We start from the raw sequence: 15012 nt of genomic DNA, 5'->3' as shown, positions 1-15012 counted from the left end.
TAAAGTGGTTGTGATACTCCCCTGATTTTGCTGTCTCGGCACCGGTTATATTTAGGGTGCCTGTCGAACCACAGTCGCTTTGAGGATAGCGTCCCCAGTTTTGAGCAATGAGTACAGCGACGGCAGACGTTTCGAAGCGGCAGGCGTGGGTGATGGCCGCGCGGCCACAGACACTGCCTGCCGGGGCCGCGCCGGTCATCGTTGGGATGGGCCTGGCAGTCCACGCCGGTGTCTTCGCTCTGTTGCCGGCAGTCGCGGCGCTGGTAGGTGCGCTGCTTATCCAGATTGGAACGAACTTTGCGAACGACTACTACGACGCGGTAAAGGGGGCCGACACCGACGAGCGTGAGGGATTCACCCGTGTGACCGCTGGCGGCCTCATCGACGCCGAGGAGGTCAAACGGGCGATGATAGCGACCTACGGCCTCGCTGTCGTCATCGGCGTCTATCTCGTCGCCGTCGGCGGTCTCCCCATCGTCGTGGTTGGCCTCTCGGGCATCGCCGCCGGGGTTCTCTACACCGGCGGTCCGTTCCCCTACGGCTACCGCGGTCTCGGCGACTTGTTCGTGTTCGTTTACTTCGGTCTCGTCGCTGTGACCGGCACATATTACGTGCAGGCCGTGGCGAGCGCAAGCGGCGTCGGTACGTTCCCGATGACGCTCCCGCCGGGGTCGGTCACTGCTGCTGCCATCACGGCAAGCCTCCCAGCGGCCGGGCTGTCGACGGCGATTCTCGTCGTCAACAACATCCGAGACCGCGAGACGGACCGCGCCGCTGGCAAGAAGACGTTGGCCGTCTATCTGGGCTACGGCTGGAGCCGCGTCGAATTTCTCCTGATGGTCGGGATGGCCTACGTCGTCCCGGTCGTGTTCGCCCTCGATAGCCAGTACGGACTGGCGGCACTGGCCCCGCTGCTGACGCTGCCACTGGCGGCGACTATCTCGAAAACAGTCCTCACACAGACCGGCGGCGACGCACTGAACCCGACGCTCGAACGGGTCGGCCAGACGCTGTTCGCCCACTCCGTCCTGTTCGCGGCAGGTCTCGCCGCCACACAGCTACTATGAAGGTCGATTCGTTCTCCCTCCCGCTGTCGAGTCCGCTCGCGACCGCCCGCGAGACAATTAGCCAGCGTTCGGGGTTCGTCGTCCGCTATGACCACCGCGGCGAAACCGGCGTCGGCGAAGCCACGCCGCTCCCGGGCTGGACGGAGTCGCTCGACGACTGCCAGCGCGGGCTCAACGACGCTGCCACGGTCGCAGCCGGCGGTGGGCACACAGATGTCTTGCTGTCGCTGGACGCCGCATCGGTTCCTGCCGCCCGACACGGCTTTGCGACCGCGCTACTGGACGCCGACGCCAGAGCCGACGGCGTGCCGCTGTACCAGTGGTTCGACTCCGAGAGGCACTGCAATCGCGTCCCGGTCAACGCGACAGTCGGCGACGGGTCTCCAGCCGAGACCGCCGACGCCGTCGAGCGAGCGGTTGAGGCCGGCTACGATTGCTGTAAGCTCAAGGTCGGGAAGCGAACCGTCGACGAAGACGTGGCGCGCGTTCGGACCGTCCGCGAGCGGGTGGGCGACGACGTGACCCTGCGGGCCGACGCCAACGGCGCGTGGTCCCGTGACCGAGCGCAAGAGGCCTTCGACCGCCTCGCGCCGCTGGACGTGGCCTACGTCGAACAGCCACTCCCGGCCGATGACCTCACGGGACATGCCGGGCTTCGAGGCAACGGGGTCGGCGTTGCGCTCGACGAGTCCCTCGTTGACCGCCGGGTCGACAGCGTCCTCGATGCCGACGCAGCCGACGTGCTGATACTGAAGCCGATGGTGCTGGGCGGCCCCGGCAACGCCCACACGCTGGCACTCCGGGCACGCGAACAGGGTGTCGAGCCGGTCGTCACGACGACCATCGACGCCGTCGTTGCCCGCCTCGCGGCACTGCACGTCGCCGCCGCGATTCCCGACGTGGCCGCGTGCGGTCTGGCGACCGGCGACCGACTGGCGGCCGACCTCGCGCCGGACCCGACGACAGTAACGGATGGTGCGATGTCGGTCCCCCAGTCGACCGGTCTGGGAATCGATCCGACAGAGGTGGGGACCGATGCGTGACCCCCTCAATTGGCCGACACAGGACCTCGTAACGCACCGCGCCGACACGACACCCGACCGGACGGCGATGGTCGCGGCGGCCTCCGGGAACGCGGTCACCTACCGGAAACTCGATGCTGCCGTCGATGCGGTGGCTGCCGAACTCGACCGGCGGGTCGACGCCCCGGACGCCACCGTCGCGACACTCCTGCCGACGCGGCCGGCGGTCGGGACGCTCCTGTTTGCGGCGATGCGACTGGGGGCGACACTCGCGCCGCTGAACGTCGAACTCGACGCGGCGACGCTCCAAAGCCAGCTCTCGACAGTTGACGCGGACCTGCTGGTCTGTGGAGACAGCACCGCGTCGCTGGCGGCCGACATCGACGGCTGTCCCACCGTTTCGGTCGACAGGGAACTGTCAGCGGCTGCCGTCGCCGACGAGACAGCAGCGGCGGGTTCGGCTGATGAAACAGCCACCGACGTGACCCCGGCACCCCTCTCCCGCACGGACACCCAGCTGGTCATCTTCACCTCGGGGACGACCAGCGAGCCGAAAGGCGTCCGACTGACCGTCGGCAACCTCGTCGCTAGCGCCGTCGCGTCGTCGTACCGCCTCGGCGTGCTTCCGGATGACCGCTGGCTGGTCTGCTTACCGACCTACCACATGGGCGGACTGGCTCCGTTCATCCGGAGCGCGCTATACGGCACTGCGGCCGTCGTCCAGCGGTCGTTCGACGCCGACGCGACACAGCAGGTGCTCGCGGAACACGGGGTGACGGGCGTCTCGCTGGTGCCGACGATGCTCTCGCGGCTGCTGGACGCTGGCTGGGAACCACCGGCCTCGCTCCGCTTCGTCCTGCTCGGTGGCGGGCCGGCCAGCGAGACGCTCATCGAACGGTGTCGGGAGCGGGACGTACCGGTCTATCCCACCTACGGGATGACCGAGACGGCGTCACAGATAGCGACGGCGCGGCCCGAGACAGCCTTCGAACACGCCGGCACCGTCGGCCAGCCGCTCGTGTTCACCGACGTGACGGTCGTCGCTGACGGGGCCGCCTGTGACCCCGGCGAACGTGGCGAGATAGTCGTCGACGGCCCCACGGTGACGCCGGGCTATCTGAACGGCGACGATGACGCGTTCAGCGACCACGGCTTTCGGACCAGCGACATCGGCTACCGGGACGCGGACGGCCACCTCTGGGTCGAAGGCCGTGTCGACGACCAGATCGTGACCGGCGGAGAGAACGTCGACGCGTCGACGGTTGCTGACACCATTCGCGAACACCCGGCAGTCGAGGACGCGGCCGTCGTGGGCCTTCCGGATGAAGAGTGGGGGCAGCGGGTCGCCGCGCTGGTCGTCGGAGACGTATCGCCTACGGCGGTTCGCGACCACTGTGCTGAGCGACTCGCGCCGTACGAGGTTCCGAAGACAGTTCGAATCGCCGACGCGCTCCCACGGACGGCCTCAGGGACCGTAGACCGGGCCGCCGTCCGGTCGCATTTCGGGACTGCCAGCGAGTCGAACGAATCGGCATAGCGGATTGGGGCTCGCGGCCAAGCGGTTTTCTACGTCGATAGCGTATGCAGTTCCGTGTGTACAATCGTCCTCGCGTGGCAGGTCTTCGACGGCACGCCGGTCGCGGTCGCAGCGAACCGCGACGAGCGACTCGATAGGCCGTCACAGCCGCCACAACAGCGCCACTGGGGCAGTCGCGTCGTCGCACCGGCTGACGAGGAAGCCGACGGGACGTGGATCGGCTACAACGAGCACGGCCTGCTAGCGGCGGTGACGAACCGCTGGGTCGACGCCGACCTTGCCGGCGACCGCTCGCGCGGCCTGCTCGTCCGGGACGCGCTGAGTCACGAGAGCGCGGAGTCAGCCGCCCGCGCCGTCGAGCAAGCGACCAGAGACGCCGAATACTCGGGATTCAACCTTTTGCTGGCAGACGAGAACGCCGCCGTCCTGCTGGAATGGGACGGCCAGCTCGCGGTCCAGAACTTCCAGCCCGGCGTTCACGTCGTCGTCAACGTTGGCGCGGACGGCGACTACCGGATTCCAGCCCATCGGCCCGATGCCGGCGAGGAGCAAGCGAACAACGCGACGCGGTTGCGCGAGGCGCTGGTTCCGGAGCCCGGCGAAGCCGCCGACGAATGGATTGATCGGGCAGGCGAAACCATCAGCGACCACGAGTACGGCGTCTGCGTCCACGGTGACGGATTCGGGACGCGGTCGTCGTCGCTCATCACACTGGGTGCTGCCCACGAGTATCGGCACGCGGCCGGGCCGCCATGCCGGACGCCGTACCGCCCGGTCGAAGGTCAGATTTAAGCGGCCGACTCACGGTATGAGTAATACATGAGTTCAGCAGCGTCGGAGGCGGACCTTTCTGATGGCGAGCGGGCCGGGCTCGAACTGATTCGTGAGTCCGGTGGCATCCACCAGAGCGACTTCTGGAAGGAACTCGACGTCTCCTCGCGAAAGGGGAGTCGCATCGTCGAGTCCCTGTTCGAGAAGGACCTCATCCAGCGTGAGGAGACGGTGTATGAGGGGCACAACACGTACTACCTGACGCCCGCGGCCCGCGACCTCGACTTCTCGCTTCTGATGGCCGGTGACCAGCTCTCGCCGTTTATCGGCGACGAAGAGGTCGACCCCCACGACGACACCTTCTCGCAGTGGGTCATGACCCTCGCGTACGAGGACTGACCGACGGTTACGCGGCGTGCGTTAGTAGTGCCACGGCACGTCGTCGAAGTCCGGGTCGCGGCCCTCGTTGAACGCGTCCCGCCCCTCCTGGGCCTCGTCGGTCATGTAGGCCAGCCGCGTCGCCTCCCCGGCGAACACCTGCTGACCGACCATCCCATCGGAGTCGAGATTGAATGCGTACTTGAGCATCCGCATCGCCGTCGGTGACTTCTCGTTCATGCGCTCGGCCCACTCTATAGCAGTGTCCTCAAGGTCCTCGTGAGGAACCACGTCGTTGACCATCCCCATGTCGGCGGCTTCGGCGGCGTCGTAGGTCTTGCCGAGGAAGAACACCTCGCGGGCCTTCTTCTGGCCGACCTGTCGCGCGAGATACGCCGAGCCGAAGCCGCCATCGAAGCTCCCCACGTCGGGGTCCGTCTGAAGGAACTTGGCGTGCTCCTCGCTGGCGAGCGTGAGGTCACAGACGACGTGCAGCGAGTGGCCGCCGCCGACGGCCCACCCTGGGACGACGGCGACGACGGGCTTTGGGATGTGGCGGATCTGGCGCTGGACTTCGAGAATGTGGAGGCGGCCGACGTTCTCCGGCGCGTCATCTTCTACGCCGTCGCTCGTCTCTCGTGGGTCGCTTTGCTCCCCGCTCGCTGTGTCCGAGTCGCGTGGCGACTCGCTGTACTCGTAGCCGCTTTCACCGCGAATGCTCTGGTCCCCACCGGCACAGAAGGCCCAGCCGCCGTCCTTCTCGGAGGGGCCGTTCCCGGTCAGGAGAACGCAGCCCACGTCGGTCTGGCGCTTGGCGTGGTCCAGCGCCGTCGCAAGTTCGTCAACCGTCTCCGGGCGGAAGGCGTTGCGCTTCTCCGGCCGGTCGAAGGCGATTCGGACCGCGCCCGTGTCGGTCGAGCGGTGATAGGTGATGTCGGCGAAGTCGAACCGGTCGATGGCTGTCCACCGCTCCGGGTCGAATAGCTCAGAGACCATACCGTGGCTCGGGACGGCCTTCGCAAAAAGATTCCTCGTACGTGTTCCCACAGCAGAGCAAACCCTTTGGTGTCGCGCACGTGAACCGACTAGCGATGCCCTCCACATCGAGGAAAGCGGTGATAGGGATACTCGCTGGCCTCTCTATCGTTGTTGTCGTGTACAGCCTCATCATCGTCCAACAGATTCTACTCGGACTGATTGTGGCCGTGGTCCCTTGGTTCCTCTACCTTCTCGTGCGGTTCATCCTCACGCTCGAACGGATCGCGACGGCACTGGAACGGCTTGCGACAGCGCGTGCCCGCGAGTCGGAACCAGATAGGGATGGACCCGCTGGAGACTACCAGCGGCCGTCGGAGTCATACGGACACAGCACGGAAACCAAAGGAGGCGTAGAGAACGAGTGACCGACGGCGGTCGCGTGCAGCTCCCCTCGCTCACTCGCTTGCAGGTGCTACCCCCGGCATGACAGAGACGTTCTACGAGGTACTGGGCGTTCCAACTGACGCCTCGACGGCGGCTATCGAAGCGGCCTATCGGGAGCGACTGAAGGAAACCCATCCTGACGTGAGCGATGCGGCCGACGCCGGCGAGGCGACACAGCGGCTCATTGAAGCCCGCGACGTGCTCACCGACGAGGGCGAGCGGGCGCGATACGATCGGCTGGGTCACGACGCCTATGTTGCGGGCAAACATGATATACCGGACGACGGCGGCAGTAACGTCTCCGAAGCGGCACGGCGCGCGGGCTACGACGGGTCTGCGTCGGCCGGCGACCGAACCGAAGCGAGCACTGACCGAAGTACAGCCCGGACAAACGCCCGGGATCGGGCGCGACGTGAACGGGCTGCCAGAGACCGCGTCGCCGATGACAGAGACGAGCGATCAACCACCGACACTGATGCGTCGTCGAGCAACGAGCAATCGACTGATACGACCAGCGGGACGGCGACCGCGTCGAACTCTGCGTCGACCCGGCGCTCCGGGGCCACCGCGACCAGCGGCTTCAGCGACAACGCCGGCAACGGTGCCACCTGGAGTTCTTCGTCCGCGTACTCCGTCCGCCAGACTGACACCCCGTCCCGCGGGTCGCTTCTGGAGATGCCGACCGGCCGGGGGCTGACGTTGTTTGCCATCACGTTCGCGCTTTATCCGGTACTGCTGTTCAGCGCGTTACTCCCGGCGTTCCCGCTGTGGGTGAACCTGACAATTGGGGTCTGTACCCTCTTCATGATCGGCTACCTCCAGTCCGAACCTACTATCGCAATTATGGTGTTCGGGAGCTGGAGTCTGACGACGGCGGTGCTGCTGGTCACGTTGAATATCAGCGCGTTCTCGCTTGTGGGGGCCCTCGCGCTGTCGGGGACGTGGCTCCCGTTCGGACTGTCGCTGTTGACAGCATCGGTGTTGCGGCTCTGAAAATCAGTCGCCAGCAAGGGTTTCGGCGACCTGTTCGGTAAGCTGGTCTCTGACTGCGTGGCTGTCACCCGCGTCGAACCGGACCTCGATGACCTGTGTCCCATCTGTCTGGACTGATTCGGCGAACCGCTCGCGGAACTGCCGGCGGTCGGCCACCCGTTCGAACTGCAGGGAATAGAGCGCCTCCGTCGGCTCGAAATCGAGCCCGTGTGGCGTTCGGAACTGGTCCTCGAAGGTGGGATGGTCCTCGATGGGCAGCATGTGGAAGATGCCGCCGCCGTCGTTGTTGAGCAGGACGACCGTCGCGTCTACCGCACAGCGGCCGAGCGCGAGCAGGCCGTTCATGTCGTGGTAGTACGCCAGGTCGCCGGTGACGAGCACGAGCGGGTCGGATGTCGCGCTGCCGGCCCCGAGCGCCGTCGAAGTGATGCCGTCGATACCGCTGGCCCCGCGGTTACCCAGTACGGTCAGGTCGGCGTCACGGGGGCCGCCAAAGCGGTCCATATCTCGTATCGGCATACTGTTCGAAATGAACAGTGTAGCCGGGTCCGGGGCCAACGCAGTCACATCTGAGAGGACGCCCCCTTCCCAGTAGGTCTCCGAAGCGGTTTCAGTAACGGCGTCCCAGTGGGTTTGCTCCGCCCTAATGAACTGTTCTCGCCACGACGCTGCAACGCCACCCAGCGTCTCGCCCGCGAGCGCATCTGCGGTGGCGTCGGGGTTGGCAACAAGTAGGTTCGTGGCGGTGAACTCGGCCTCCGACCAGCCGCCGGCCGGGTCAACGAGGAACTGCTGACAGTCGGCGTCCCGGAGGTAGTGACGCAGTGGCTTCGAGGTCGGCGACGCACCGAACCGGACGACGACATCGGGGTCGTCCCACTGGTCGACGCTGTCGCTTCCGAGATAGCCGTCGTAGCCGCCACAGACCGGCACATCGAGCCGGTCGACGTGGGGGCCGAACCGCAGGTCCGACAGCGGGTCCGCCAGAACAGGGAAGCCCGTGGCTGCCGCCAGCCGTTCAAGCGAATCTGCACTGAGTCCCTGGTCGGCCGGCCCAGCGACGATGAGGCCTCGTTCGGCGGCCTCAAGTGCGTCCTGCACGCGGCGCACTGTCTGCTCGTCCGGTGTCTCGACGCCCTCACTCGTCGTGACGAACGGGCCATCGCGGCCGATTTTGGCCCCGTTGTCACCGCCCGCCCAGTCGGCCGGAACGCCTGCCGGGTCGTCCTCAGGCATCGGCGTCGGCTCCAGTGGCTTCCGGAACCGGCAGTTCAGGTGAACTGGGCCGGGGTCGCTACCGGTACTCTCCGCGAGTGCGCGGGCCGCCGTGGTCCGCAACATCCGGACCTTCCGTGGCTCGGCCTCCGGCTCTGGCATATCGCGATACCAACGGACAGCGTCGCCGTACAGTTTCTCCTGATCGACAGTCTGGTTCGCTCCGCTGTCGATGAGTTCCGGCGGGCGGTCCGCCGTCAGCAGGAGCAGCGGGACGCCCGACTGGTTGGCTTCGATGACCGCCGGGTGGTAGTTCGCCGCGGCGGTCCCCGATGTGCAGACCAGCGGCGTCGGCTCGCCGGTCCGGCGGGCGCGTCCAAGCGCAAAAAAGGCCGCCGACCGCTCGTCGAGGTGAGAGAACACCTCAATATCAGGATGCTCGGCGAATGCGACCGTCAGCGGCGTTGAGCGACTGCCGGGCGAGAGACACACCGCGTCGACGCCGCCGGCGACGAGTTCGCCCACGAGTGTCTCGGCCCACAGCGTGTTGACGTTCGGGGCCGTCATTCTAGCTCGTCGAGTATCGGCCGGTATTTGAGCTGGACCTCGTCCCATTCGCGGTCGGGGTCGCTGTCCGCGACGATGCCCGCGCCTGCAAAGAGCGTCGCCTCGCGCTCCGTGGCAACGGCCGAGCGGATGCCGACGGCGAAGGTGCCGTTGCCGGCGGCGTCGACCCAACCGACCGGGGCGGCGTACCAGCCCCGATCGAATGCCTCTGTCTCGCGGATAGTCCGCAGCGCCGCGTCCGGGGGCAGTCCGCCCACGGCTGGCGTCGGGTGGAGCGCCTCGACGAGCGAGAGGACGTGCTCATCGTCGTCCAGTTCAGCTGTTATCGATGTTCGAAGGTGCTGAACCGTGGCGAGTCGGCGAACGGTCCGGTCGCCGATGCGGACCGTCGAAGCGAACGGTTCCAGTTGGTCCCGTATCGCGTCGGCGACGAGCTTCTGCTCGTGGCGGTCCTTCTCGCTGTCGAGGAGTTCGGCGGCGAGCCACTCGTCCTCGGCGGGTGTGTCGCCCCGTCCCGTTGAACCGGCCAGCGCCTCCGTCCGGACGGTTCGCCCGCGAACTGAGACCAGCCGCTCCGGCGTGGCTCCGAAGAAGGTGCCGCCGGAGTCGGGCGACAACATGAACCGGTAGCAGTCGGGGTACGTCTTCGACAACCGGGCCATCACGTCCGGGACCGATAGCTCCGCGTCCAGTGTGGCGCTGAGACTCTGGGCGAGCACGACCTTCTGGAGCTCGCCCCGGTCGATACTCTCTGTGGCGGCCGCCACCTGCTCGCGCCAGCCGTCCTGTGTTGGCGTGCGCTTCCGGTGTGAGATTCCCGGCGGCGTACCCGGATTGCGCTCGGAGTCTGCGACCAGTCGGTCGCGCCATTCCTCCAGTAGCGCCTCCGCTTCGGTCGCGGCCTCAGGTCCTGTCGCGACCGTTGTGAGCCAGGCATCGTCGTCCCTTCTGGTTACCTGTATTTCGGGGAGGAAAAACGCCGCACTGGGGAACCCATCCCAGGGAGAGTCCTCTCCTTCATGCGTTCCGTTGTGGAAAGCGAACCCGCCGAACGCTCGCGGTCGAGCGATGCTCGGGAGGCTGTCGGGCACTGAGCAGTCATCGAACAGTGCTTCGACTGCTGTCCGCACGTCGTCGAACCGCGACTGCCCGTCGGCAGTCACAGTCGCCGCGCTCCCGCGGGCCGCGATTGACTCTGTACCGGCCGCCCAGAAGAACCGGGGGCGAGCGTCCGTCACCAGTACCGACCGCACCGGTGCATCGTCGAGGCGACACCCGCGTGCGACGACCGTTGTCTCACCAACCGTCGTCTCGTCACCACGCAGTGGTTCCATCAGCCATGCCTTAGGATTGCGCACCTTTGAGCCTAACTATACGCTCGATTCCACACAGTGAACTTCGATCGGACCGCTGTCGTGGCGCGGCCGATTTCACGCCGCTCCGGGCCGCCGCACGACATGGCGGCTCTCGGATTCCGATTCATAGAAATTAATATCTGGGTTCACAAAGTTCCTCTCTCAGTTCTACAATTGTAATTCTGCAATCTACGAACATACCCCCGTCAAGTTTAAATAGGGCATAGTCGAAGCCCCCTATGTTGCGATGCCTAAGGTAGAGATCAATATCCCGGAACACCTGGAGATGCAAATCGCGCAACTCGTCGAGAAAGGCGAGTTCCTCAACCGCGAGGAAGCCATTGAGGACCTCCTGTCGACCGGGCTCAAGGCGTACAAAACCTCCGGACCACAGGACGAAGACGAGGAGCCAGGGTTCGAAGAAGACGGCATGATGGGCCACGACGACGAGTACGTCTTCTGAAAATACAGGCGTGAGCGTCTGGTATCCCTTCTCAAGCAATTCTTATAGACGTGCCACCGCATACTGTAGCTATGCACAAAGACGAGCTTCTCGAGCTACACGAGCAGATGGTGACGATTATGGAGTACTTCCGCGACGACATGGACTCAGTCGACCCGGACCTGTTCGACGCGTACCAGGAACTTGACGTGCGGCCATCGGATGTCCACAAATCGAAAAGCGAGCACAAACACGCCGTGTTCGTACTTGGGAACTCGCTGGCGACGGCGATGAGCGAAGACGAGTTCTCGGATGCGGGTCGGGTCAGCAAGCGGATGAAGGAACTGGCCGAGGACGCCGAGCGGAAACTGTAACCAGGCCGGTCCTGAGTCGCGCCCTCTCGTCTTTATTTCGATCTGTCTCCTCTTGGCTACGATCTCTCGCCGTCAAGCTCGGTGAACAGCTCTGGGTCCGTCTTGAACTTCAGGACGTTGTGAACGACCGAGTTCCGGATGTTCTGAATCACATCGCCGTGTTCCTTGTAGAAGTCGTGTATCCAGCGGGATTCAGCCGTCCGGCTCGGGAACATCATCACTGATTTCCACTGATATTCGCCGTCGGAGAGGAAGTAAAACAGCGTGTGCCGGTCGTCCCGGATGGACACCATCGCGTCGTGCCAGGAGTCGGCAAAATGCTCAGGGTTGAACTTAAACTCAAACAGCGCGAAATTGAACAGCTCCTCGTTCGGGACGATAGTTTCCCTGAAGACGCCTTCGTTGCGCATCTCCCGAATCGATTCACTGATAGTCACATGGGACACGTCGATGTCGTACTTCGATTCGAGGAGATCCGCAAGCTCGCGGGACGAGCGCTTGGGGTCCGCTGAGAGTTCGCGCAGAATGCACATATCCCGCTCACTGAACTCCCAGTCCGGGGCGTTGTCGGTCATGCTGTGGCCTCCCTCCCACTGGGAGCACAGGCGCGCTCGGTGTCAGTGTCGGTGGTCGGTCGAGTCAGTGTTGGAACGTTCGTAGGTACCATCTGTCTGTCTGGTCTCTGGTTGCTGAATCAGTGGTGGTGTCGGCCACGCTAATCAGCTTACTGGCCCGTGAACTCTGGGTCACGCTTCTCGACGAACGCGGTCGTCCCTTCCTCGTGGTCGTCAGTCGTGAACGCGAGCCCCTGCGCGGTGGCTTCGTTTTCGAGTGCCTGTTCCAGCGAACTGTCCAAGCTCCGGTTGACCAGCCGCTTGGCGTGGCTGAGCGCGACTGTCGGTCCAGCGGCGATGTCTGTAACGAGCTCCGAAAAGGCTGATTCGAACGTCTCTGTGTCGAACACACGGGTGAACAGCCCCAGTTCCTCGGCTGTCGAAGCATCCAGCAGTTCGCCGGTAAACAGGAGTTCCTTGGCCTTGTTCGGGCCGACGATACGTGGCAGGAAATAGGAGACGCCGGAGTCACTTGCCAGGCCGACCTGCCGGAAGCCAAAGCCGATCTGGGCGTCAGTGCTTGCGACCTGTGTATCACAGGCCAGCGCGAGTCCTGCACCGGCACCGAAGGCGGGGCCGTCGATTTTCGCGACGACCGGGAGCGGACAGCTGTGGACGGTCCGGATCGCTTCATGGAGTGACGAAACCACCAGTTCGACCTGTGTGGCCGGCGGTCGGTCGTGTTTCACGCCCTGTAACATCGCATTGATGTCCCCGCCAGCGCAAAAGGCTGGGCCTGCGCCTTCCAGTACGACACACCGGGCGTCGCTGTCGGTCACCGATTCGAACGTGGCAGTGAGCGCGTCGGCCAACTCCGCTGACAGGGCGTTTCGCGACTCCGGCTGGTTCAGCGTTATTGTAGCGATCCCGTCGTCAACAGACTGCGTCACGGTCGCGTCTTCCATGTGTGGGCACTTGACCGGCGGAAAGATAACAGTGGTGTCCGTCAGCGCCTGACAGACCAACATCGTTGGGCAGTACCTTTTGCCCGGGCTAGTCCGTGTACTAGGTATGCGCCTGCACTGGCATCGCCGTGATCTCCGGGCAACGGACAACGCTGGCCTCGCCGCGGCGACCCCATCTGACCCGGTCGTCCCGGTATTCATTTTCGACACGGCCGTTCTCGACCACGCCGGCCCGCCCCGGGTCGCGTTCATGCTTGACGCGCTCGACAGTTTGCGCGAGTGGTACCGCGACAAGGGTAGTGACCTCGTCGTTGCCGAGGGCGACCCCACATCCGTCTTGCCAGAACTGGCAGCCCAGCACGGCGCAGAGAAGGTCACTTGGGGCAAGGACTACTCCGGGCTCGCACGGGAACGCGACGCAGCTGTCCGGCAAGCGCTCGACGACGCCGACGTGGCCCGCGAGGCCGTCCAGAACGCTGTATTGCACGAACCGGGCGAGATTACGACGAACGACGGCGACCCCTACAGCGTCTTCACCTACTTCGGCCGGAAGTGGCACGACCGCGAGAAGGCGGCCCCCTACGACCCCCCGTCGGCCGACACACTGGCCGATGTCGACGGCGACGCGCTCCCGACACTGGCTGACCTCGGCTTCGAGGAGCCAGAAGCGGACGTGCCCGCAGCAGGAACCGAAGAAGCGCGCGCCCTGCTTGATGACTTCCTCGACGAGAACGTCTACGAGTACGAGGAGCGACGGGATTTCCCGGCCGACGAATGCACCTCGCGGCTCTCGGCCCATCTGAAGTTCGGAACTATCGGTATTCGGGAGGTGTACGACCGGACACAGGCTGCCAAGGAGGGGACCGGCGGCGACCGCCGGGACTCCGTCCGGGAGTTCCAGTCCCAGCTGGCCTGGCGGGAGTTCTACACACAGGTACTGTTTGCCCATCCACACGTCGTGAGCTCGAACTACAAATCATACGAGAACCCCATCGAGTGGGAGAACGACGAAGAGCTGTTACAGGCCTGGAAAGACGGCGATACGGGCTACCCCATCGTCGACGCTGGGATGCGACAGCTCCGTGACGAGGCGTACATGCACAACCGCGTCCGGATGATCGTCGCCTCCTTCCTCACGAAGGACCTGCTCATCGACTGGCGACACGGCTACGAGTGGTTCCGGGAGAAACTGGTCGATCACGACACGGCAAACGACAACGGTGGCTGGCAGTGGGCGGCCTCCACGGGGACCGACGCGCAGCCCTATTTCCGCATCTTCAATCCGATGACACAGGGCGAAGACTACGACCCGAACGCCGAGTATATCAAGGAATACGTCCCGGAGCTACGGGACGCTGCACCCGAGATCATCCACGACTGGAACGACTGTTCCCTCACACAACGGCGCAGCGCCGCACCGGAGTACCCGGACCCCGTCGTCGACCACAGCGAGCGCCGGGAGGAGGCGCTGGCGATGTTCGAGCGGGCCAGAGGAGACGACTAGAGCGGTTCGTTCAGATCCATTGAACTCTCCTGAGTGCTTACACGCGGGACGAGGCCACGTGCTGGCGTCAGTGCCGCGGGCAGATACGGCTCCGTCTCGCTGCCCTTGTTGAGTGCTACCAAATGGCTCCTAAACGTTTAACAGGCAGCCGCGCGACAATACTGATGGAGGCGTTTTCATATGTCCGAACATTCAAATCCCGAACTGCCACCGCTCCCGTACGACTACGACGCACTGGAGCCACACATCTCCGAGCAGGTGCTCACCTGGCACCACGACACCCACCATCAGGGGTACGTAAACGGCCTCGAATCGGCCGAGGAGACGCTTGCAGAGAACCGCGACGCCGGTGACTTCGGTTCAAGCGCTGCTGCGATGGGTAACGTCACCCACAACGGCTGTGGTCACTATCTCCACACGCTGTTCTGGGAGAACATGGACCCCAACGGCGGCGGTGAGCCGGAAGGCGAACTCCTCGACCGCATCGAGGAGGACTTCGGCTCCTACGAGGGCTGGAAGGGCGAGTTCGAAGCCGCTGCATCAGCTGCTGGCGGCTGGGCGCTGCTCGTGTACGACCCCGTTGCCAAGCAACTGCGCAACGTGCCGGTCGACAAGCACGACCAGGGCGCGCTCTGGGGCTCCCATCCCATCCTCGCACTCGACGTCTGGGAGCACTCCTACTACTACGACTACGGTCCCGCCCGTGGTGACTTCATCGACGCCTTCTTCGAGGTTGTCGACTGGGACAAGGCTGCTGAAGAGTACGAGAAGTCGGTCAGTCACTTCGAGTAACGGGCGACACCCGACGTTTTTTTGCGGCTGTGCCGAGAGCCCGAGCGGTATCTG

General features: G+C 64.7%; 16 protein-coding genes. 11 read left to right on the top strand and 5 right to left on the bottom strand.

What is annotated here, in order from left to right; genetic code table 11:
• Positions 1 to 107 precede the first annotated feature (107 nt).
• The 5 genes from RR_RS07745 to RR_RS07725 are packed head-to-tail and all read left to right on the top strand — an operon-like array spanning position 108 to position 4796.
• Positions 108 to 1067 (top strand): 1,4-dihydroxy-2-naphthoate polyprenyltransferase, encoded by a 960-nt coding sequence (locus RR_RS07745; RefSeq protein WP_011223270.1) that lies wholly within the window; start codon positions 108 to 110, stop codon positions 1065 to 1067.
• Positions 1064 to 2110, top strand: coding sequence for a mandelate racemase/muconate lactonizing enzyme family protein (locus RR_RS07740; protein ID WP_011223269.1), 1047 nt, complete (start codon positions 1064 to 1066; stop codon positions 2108 to 2110). The genes RR_RS07745 and RR_RS07740 overlap by 4 nt, the downstream gene beginning before the upstream one ends.
• Positions 2103 to 3626, top strand: coding sequence for an AMP-binding protein (locus RR_RS07735; protein ID WP_049938829.1), 1524 nt, complete (start codon positions 2103 to 2105; stop codon positions 3624 to 3626). The genes RR_RS07740 and RR_RS07735 overlap by 8 nt, the downstream gene beginning before the upstream one ends.
• Positions 3627 to 3680: 54 nt before the next feature.
• Positions 3681 to 4418, top strand: coding sequence for an NRDE family protein (locus tag RR_RS07730; protein WP_004961474.1), 738 nt, complete (start codon positions 3681 to 3683; stop codon positions 4416 to 4418).
• 27 nt (positions 4419 to 4445) lie between these two features.
• Positions 4446 to 4796 (top strand): helix-turn-helix transcriptional regulator, encoded by a 351-nt coding sequence (locus RR_RS07725; protein ID WP_004517952.1) that lies wholly within the window; start codon positions 4446 to 4448, stop codon positions 4794 to 4796.
• A gap of 21 nt (positions 4797 to 4817) precedes the next feature.
• Here RR_RS07725 and RR_RS07720 read toward each other — a convergent pair whose 3' ends face one another.
• Positions 4818 to 5771 carry a 1,4-dihydroxy-2-naphthoyl-CoA synthase gene (locus tag RR_RS07720; RefSeq protein WP_007190401.1) on the bottom strand — a complete coding sequence of 318 codons (954 nt, stop codon included), beginning with the start codon at positions 5769 to 5771 and terminating at the stop codon, positions 4818 to 4820.
• 95 nt (positions 5772 to 5866) lie between these two features.
• Here RR_RS07720 and RR_RS07715 point away from each other — a divergent pair, with 95 nt between their 5' ends.
• Positions 5867 to 6178, top strand: a complete 312-nt coding sequence (locus RR_RS07715) for a hypothetical protein (protein ID WP_007190402.1) — start codon at positions 5867 to 5869, stop codon at positions 6176 to 6178.
• A gap of 58 nt (positions 6179 to 6236) precedes the next feature.
• Entirely contained in the window at positions 6237 to 7190 is a 954-nt protein-coding gene (locus RR_RS07710) for a DnaJ domain-containing protein (protein ID WP_011223266.1), read from the top strand.
• Between the two features lie 3 nt (positions 7191 to 7193).
• Here RR_RS07710 and menD read toward each other — a convergent pair whose 3' ends face one another.
• Both menD and RR_RS07700 read right to left on the bottom strand, forming a co-directional pair.
• The gene (gene menD, locus RR_RS07705; RefSeq protein ID WP_049938828.1) at positions 7194 to 8972 is read right to left on the bottom strand and encodes a 2-succinyl-5-enolpyruvyl-6-hydroxy-3-cyclohexene-1-carboxylic-acid synthase; all 1779 of its coding nucleotides are present in this window, start codon (positions 8970 to 8972) and stop codon (positions 7194 to 7196) included.
• Positions 8969 to 10306: an isochorismate synthase gene (locus RR_RS07700; protein ID WP_011223264.1), complete on the bottom strand. Its 1338-nt coding sequence runs from the start codon at positions 10304 to 10306 to the stop codon at positions 8969 to 8971. Before RR_RS07700 ends, menD begins: the two co-directional genes overlap by 4 nt.
• Positions 10307 to 10574: 268 nt before the next feature.
• Here RR_RS07700 and RR_RS07695 point away from each other — a divergent pair, with 268 nt between their 5' ends.
• Complete coding sequence (locus RR_RS07695; RefSeq protein ID WP_004517946.1) at positions 10575 to 10790, top strand: ribbon-helix-helix domain-containing protein; 216 nt, start codon at positions 10575 to 10577, stop codon at positions 10788 to 10790.
• A gap of 71 nt (positions 10791 to 10861) precedes the next feature.
• Positions 10862 to 11143, top strand: a complete 282-nt coding sequence (locus RR_RS07690) for a UPF0058 family protein (RefSeq protein WP_004517945.1) — start codon at positions 10862 to 10864, stop codon at positions 11141 to 11143.
• A 56-nt stretch (positions 11144 to 11199) separates the two neighbouring features.
• On the opposite strand, the gene RR_RS07685 is transcribed toward RR_RS07690, so the two are convergent.
• Both RR_RS07685 and RR_RS07680 read right to left on the bottom strand, forming a co-directional pair.
• Positions 11200 to 11718, bottom strand: coding sequence for an Lrp/AsnC family transcriptional regulator (locus tag RR_RS07685; protein ID WP_011223263.1), 519 nt, complete (start codon positions 11716 to 11718; stop codon positions 11200 to 11202).
• A 149-nt stretch (positions 11719 to 11867) separates the two neighbouring features.
• The gene (locus RR_RS07680) at positions 11868 to 12725 is read right to left on the bottom strand and encodes an enoyl-CoA hydratase/isomerase family protein (RefSeq protein WP_011223262.1); all 858 of its coding nucleotides are present in this window, start codon (positions 12723 to 12725) and stop codon (positions 11868 to 11870) included.
• A gap of 43 nt (positions 12726 to 12768) precedes the next feature.
• On the opposite strand from RR_RS07680, the gene RR_RS07675 reads away from it, so the two are divergent.
• Both RR_RS07675 and sod read left to right on the top strand, forming a co-directional pair.
• A complete protein-coding gene (locus RR_RS07675; RefSeq protein ID WP_011223261.1) occupies positions 12769 to 14166 on the top strand; it encodes a cryptochrome/photolyase family protein in 1398 nt (465 codons plus the stop codon).
• A gap of 180 nt (positions 14167 to 14346) precedes the next feature.
• The gene (sod, locus tag RR_RS07670; protein ID WP_004961502.1) at positions 14347 to 14958 is read left to right on the top strand and encodes a superoxide dismutase; all 612 of its coding nucleotides are present in this window, start codon (positions 14347 to 14349) and stop codon (positions 14956 to 14958) included.
• Positions 14959 to 15012: the final 54 nt, after the last annotated feature.

The sequence above is a fragment of the Haloarcula marismortui ATCC 43049 genome, from assembly GCF_000011085.1.
Lineage (GTDB): Archaea > Halobacteriota > Halobacteria > Halobacteriales > Haloarculaceae > Haloarcula > Haloarcula marismortui.
The sequence above is the reverse complement of the archived record's forward strand: the minus strand, read 5'-3'. Positions and strand labels throughout refer to the sequence as shown.